At 73.3% G+C, this 3,916-nt stretch carries 6 protein-coding genes and 4 pseudogenes; 3 read left to right on the top strand and 7 right to left on the bottom strand.

The features are described from left to right. The 4 genes and pseudogenes from AC2W7G_RS11010 to AC2W7G_RS10995 form a co-directional block, all read right to left on the bottom strand. Positions 1-294, bottom strand: a pseudogene (locus tag AC2W7G_RS11010) (3-phosphoshikimate 1-carboxyvinyltransferase); the annotation flags it as partial. Continuing rightward, positions 198-536: pseudogene (locus AC2W7G_RS11005) on the bottom strand (hypothetical protein); the annotation flags it as partial. The pseudogenes AC2W7G_RS11005 and AC2W7G_RS11010, both read right to left, overlap by 97 nt. Positions 537-658: 122 nt before the next feature. Beyond that, positions 659-823: pseudogene (locus AC2W7G_RS11000) on the bottom strand (3-phosphoshikimate 1-carboxyvinyltransferase); the annotation flags it as partial. Positions 824-878: 55 nt separating this feature from the next. Then, positions 879-1,007: a hypothetical protein gene (locus AC2W7G_RS10995; protein WP_485868464.1), complete on the bottom strand. Its 129-nt coding sequence runs from the start codon at positions 1,005-1,007 to the stop codon at positions 879-881. A gap of 424 nt (positions 1,008-1,431) precedes the next feature. Here AC2W7G_RS10995 and AC2W7G_RS10990 point away from each other — a divergent pair, with 424 nt between their 5' ends. From AC2W7G_RS10990 to rsrA, 3 genes are all read left to right on the top strand, one after another. Further along, the gene (locus AC2W7G_RS10990) at positions 1,432-2,127 is read left to right on the top strand and encodes an SOS response-associated peptidase (protein ID WP_485868463.1); all 696 of its coding nucleotides are present in this window, start codon (positions 1,432-1,434) and stop codon (positions 2,125-2,127) included. Positions 2,128-2,253: 126 nt separating this feature from the next. Beyond that, positions 2,254-2,862: a sigma-70 family RNA polymerase sigma factor gene (locus AC2W7G_RS10985; RefSeq protein WP_485868462.1), complete on the top strand. Its 609-nt coding sequence runs from the start codon at positions 2,254-2,256 to the stop codon at positions 2,860-2,862. Beyond that, complete coding sequence (rsrA, locus tag AC2W7G_RS10980) at positions 2,859-3,140, top strand: mycothiol system anti-sigma-R factor (RefSeq protein WP_485868461.1); 282 nt, start codon at positions 2,859-2,861, stop codon at positions 3,138-3,140. The genes AC2W7G_RS10985 and rsrA overlap by 4 nt, the downstream gene beginning before the upstream one ends. 67 nt (positions 3,141-3,207) lie before the next feature. Here rsrA and AC2W7G_RS10975 read toward each other — a convergent pair whose 3' ends face one another. The 3 genes and pseudogenes from AC2W7G_RS10975 to AC2W7G_RS10965 form a co-directional block, all read right to left on the bottom strand. Continuing rightward, positions 3,208-3,282, bottom strand: coding sequence for a 50S ribosomal protein bL37 (locus AC2W7G_RS10975; protein WP_369797015.1), 75 nt, complete (start codon positions 3,280-3,282; stop codon positions 3,208-3,210). Between the two features lie 26 nt (positions 3,283-3,308). Then, positions 3,309-3,671, bottom strand: a complete 363-nt coding sequence (locus AC2W7G_RS10970; protein WP_485868460.1) for a thioesterase family protein — start codon at positions 3,669-3,671, stop codon at positions 3,309-3,311. A 36-nt stretch (positions 3,672-3,707) separates the two neighbouring features. Then, positions 3,708-3,916: pseudogene (locus AC2W7G_RS10965) on the bottom strand (ABC transporter ATP-binding protein); the annotation flags it as partial.

Below are 3,916 nucleotides of genomic sequence, written 5' to 3'. Positions count from 1 at the left end.
CCTGGTCGGTGCCGGCCGCCAGCCCTCGACCGTCACGCGTCCGCCGGTGACGAGCGCGGCGGCGACGAACGGGCCGGCGTTGGACAGGTCCGGCTCGATGGCGGCGTCGAGGGCGGCCACCGGTCCGGGGGAGACGACCCAGCGTCCGGGCGTGGAGTCGTCGACCGTCACGCCGCGACGGCGCAGCTCGGTGACGGTCATCTCGACGTGCGGGGCCGACGGCAGGCGTCCACCGGTGTGGCGCACGTCGGCGCCCTGCTCGAAGCGCGCGCCGGCGAGCAGCAGTGCCGACACGAACTGGCTGGCGCCGAGCGTCCACCTGCCGACCGGCCCGCCGCGCGACGCACGGTGCGTGGAGGTGAAGGGGCAGCGTGCCGCGGCCGTCGTCGTCGACCCGGACGCCGAGGTCCCGCAGCGCGTCCAGCACGCCGGCCAATCGGACGCTCGCGGGCGCGCTCGTCGCCGTCGAAGGTGACCGGGCCGTCGTGCAGGGCGGCGACCGGCGGCACGAACCGCATGACGGTGCCGGCCAGCCCGCAGTCGACGTGGAGCGCCGTGCCGGACGCCGGCGCGACGGGGGTGACCGTCCAGACGTCCTCGCCCGGTCGATCCGGGCGCCGAGGGACTCGAGCGCGGCGACCATGAGGTCGGAGTCGCGCGAGACGAGCGGACGGTGCAGGGTGCTCGGGCCGTCGGCGATCGCGGCGAGCAGCAGGGCGCGGTTGGTCAGCGACTTGGACCCGGGCACCTGGACGCGGCCGCGCACCGGGCGGTCGGGCGTGGGAGCGGGCCAGAGGTCGTCGGTGGCGGGCGTCGCGGTCATCGGCGCCACTCTATCGGCGCGCGACGCCCCCGAGCGGCGCTCGCCCCCGCGGGCCTCAGTGGATGAGGCTGTCGACCTTGCCGCTCGCGGCGTGGAAGGTCTCGACGGTCTTGTCCTTCGCCCGGCGGGGCAGGATCTTCTTCTTCGGGTCCGGGTCCAGCGTGGCCATGAGCAGGCCGCCCATGAGCGAGACGTTCTTGAGGAAGTGGATCGTCTGGTTCGTGCGCTGCTGCGGGTCGGACTCGGTCCAGAACGGGTGGCCCTGGACGGTGGTCGCGGGCAGCGTGGCGGCCAGCGCGAACGAGGCCAGGCGCGGGAAGCGGCCGGTGGCCAGGGCGAGGCCGGCGACGGCGTGGATCGCCCCCGTTGGCGCGCACGACGTTCTCGGGCGTCGCGGGCACGGACGGGACGGCCTTGCCCAGGGCGTCGGCGACGGGCTGGGCGGCGGGCGCGGTGTACTGCGGCGAGCGCAGCGCGTTCACGCCCCCGTAGACGAACATGGAGGCGAGCATCGGGCGGGCGACGGCGCGGAGGAGGGTCATGGTTCCGTTCTACCGCCTCCAGCGCGCGCGGCAACTTCGGTCGGTGGGCTGTGCCAGGCTGGCCCCATGTGCGGCCGCTACGCCACCAACCTGACCCCCGCGGCGCTCGAGACCGAGTTCGCGGTCGGCGTCGCCAACTCCTTCGTCGACCTCGAGCCGTCCTACAACGTCGCGCCCACCGACACGCAGGCCATCGTCGTCGCGCGCCCGGACGACGAGGGCACCGTGCAGCGCCAGCTGCGGGCCGCCCGCTGGGGGCTCGTGCCGTCGTGGGCCAAGGACCCCAAGATCGGCAACCGCATGATCAACGCCCGGGTCGAGACGGTCGCCGAGAAGCCGGCCTACAAGAAGGCGTTCGCCTCGCGGCGGGCGATCGTGCCGGCCACCGGCTACTACGAGTGGTACGTCAAGGACGACGGCGGCAAGCAGCCGTTCTTCATCCGCCCGAAGGACGGCTCGCCGCTGGCGATGGCCGGGCTGTACGAGTTCTGGAAGGCCCCGGACGGCGAGTGGCTGGTCAGCTTCACCGTCATCACGACCACGGCCGAGGACTCGCTGGGCCGCATCCACGACCGCATGCCGTTCGTCGTGGAGCGCGAGGCCTACGAGGCCTGGCTCGACCCCACCGCGTCCGGCCCCGAGCTGCTGGACCTGCTCGTGCCCGCCGCGCCCGGCCGGCTGGACGCCTACCCGGTCAGCCCGGCGGTCGGCAACGTCCGCAACGACTCGCCCGAGCTGATCGAGCCGCTGCCCGCCGCCTGACCGGCCGGGAACAACCGCGCCCGGGGCGCTGTTGTGACAGGCATGATCGGATGCCTCGAACGCCCCACCGACGCGGTGGACTCGCCGGACGGCGGTCGTCAGACGTCGGCAGTAGGCTGGACCGTGATGACCGACGACCAGGACGTCCGCGAGACCGAGACCCCGGAGCAGCGCCAGGCGCGCTTCGAGGCCGACGCGCTGCCCTTCCTCGACCAGCTCTACTCGGCCGGCCTGCGCATGACGCGCTCGCCGCAGGACGCCGAGGACCTGGTGCAGGAGACCTACGCCAAGGCGTTCACCGCGTTCCACCAGTTCAAGCCCGGCACGAACCTCAAGGCCTGGCTGTACCGGATCCTGACGAACACCTACATCAACTCCTACCGCAAGAAGCAGCGCCAGCCCCAGCAGATGACCGACGAGGTCGAGGACTGGCAGATCGCCGCCGCGGCCGCGCACACGTCCAGCGGGCTCAAGTCCGCCGAGATGGAGGCGCTGGAGCACCTGCCCGACAGCGACGTCAAGGACGCGCTGCAGGCGCTGCCCGAGGACTTCCGCATGGCCGTCTACCTGGCCGACGTCGAGGGGTTCCCGTACAAGGAGATCGCCGAGATCATGGACACGCCGATCGGCACCGTGATGTCGCGGCTGCACCGCGGCCGGCGCCAGCTGCGCGAGAGCCTGGCCGACTACGCCCGCGAGCGGGGCCTGCGCGTGGGAGCGGGTGAGAAGGCATGAGCTGCGACGGACCCGACTGCACGGACGCGCTGGAGAAGCTCTACCTGTTCATCGACCACGAGATGGACGACGCCTCCTGCGAGGAGGTGCAGGCGCACATCGACAGCTGCTCGCAGTGCCTCACCGAGTACGACCTCGAGCGGCTGGTCAAGCAGCTCGTGTCGCGCTCGTGCCGCGAGCCGGCCCCGGCGCCGCTGCGCGACCGCGTGCTGCTGAGCATCCGCACCGTCCAGGTGACGATCGAGACCGAGGTGCCCACCGAGCGGCGCGAGGCCTAGCCCCGCAGCACCATGACAAAGGCCCCCGTCGGACGACGGGGGCCTTTCTCTGCTCAGGGAGCGATGCTCACGCGTTGGGGCGCTTGCCGTGGTTCGCGCCCTTCTTGCGGCGAGCGCGGCGCTTGCGACCGGTCTTGCCCATGGTGTCCTCCTCTGACGTACGACGTCTCAGTCTCCCACAGGGGCCACCCGGGCGAGAAACCGCTCCCGGTCGACCACCAGGCGGCGCACCTCGCCGGTGGCCAGCAGACGGCTGCCCTCGTGCGCGGCGACGGTGAAGATGACCAGCCGGCCGTCGCGGCGCAGGACGTCGGCGGTGGTGACGACCTCGGCCCCGACGCCCGAGGCGAGGGAGTGCTCGACCTCGACCCGGGTGCCGACGCTCGTCTGCCCCGGCTCGAGCTCGAGGGCCGCGACGGTGGTGGCCTCGAGCCAGGCCAGCAGGACGGGGGTGCCGAGGACGGGGACGTCGCCGCTGCCGACGGCCAGCGCGGTGTCGGCCTCGGTGACGGTGTGGGTGAGGGTCGCCATGGCCGTCACCCTAGGGCGTGGCGGGGACGGCGAGGCTCACACGGACGTCCAGGCCCGCCACAGGTCGGCGTAGCGGCCGCCGGCGGCGACGAGCTCGGCGTGCGGGCCCTGCTCGACGATGCGTCCGGCCTCCATGACGACGACGCGGTCGGCGGTGCTGGCCTGGGTGAGCCGGTGCGCCACGACCAGCGCCGACCGGCCGCGGACGACCTCGAGCGCGCGCTCGAGGTCGCGGGCGCCGGCCG

This window comes from Aeromicrobium sp. PFPM2_SD2 (assembly GCF_057364525.1).
The sequence above is the reverse complement of the archived record's forward strand: the minus strand, read 5'-3'. Positions and strand labels throughout refer to the sequence as shown.

Excerpts from the sequence above, each read along its gene's own strand:
- AC2W7G_RS10995 (WP_485868464.1), bottom strand. The coding sequence starts at position 1,007 with ATGGGCGGCCTGCTCATGGCCACGCTGGACCCGGACCCGAAGAAGAAG.
- AC2W7G_RS10990 (WP_485868463.1), top strand. The coding sequence starts at position 1,432 with ATGTGCGGCCGCTACGCCACCAACCTGACCCCCGCGGCGCTCGAGACC.
- AC2W7G_RS10985 (WP_485868462.1), top strand. The coding sequence starts at position 2,254 with ATGACCGACGACCAGGACGTCCGCGAGACCGAGACCCCGGAGCAGCGC.
- rsrA (WP_485868461.1), top strand. The coding sequence starts at position 2,859 with ATGAGCTGCGACGGACCCGACTGCACGGACGCGCTGGAGAAGCTCTAC.
- AC2W7G_RS10970 (WP_485868460.1), bottom strand. The coding sequence starts at position 3,671 with ATGGCGACCCTCACCCACACCGTCACCGAGGCCGACACCGCGCTGGCC.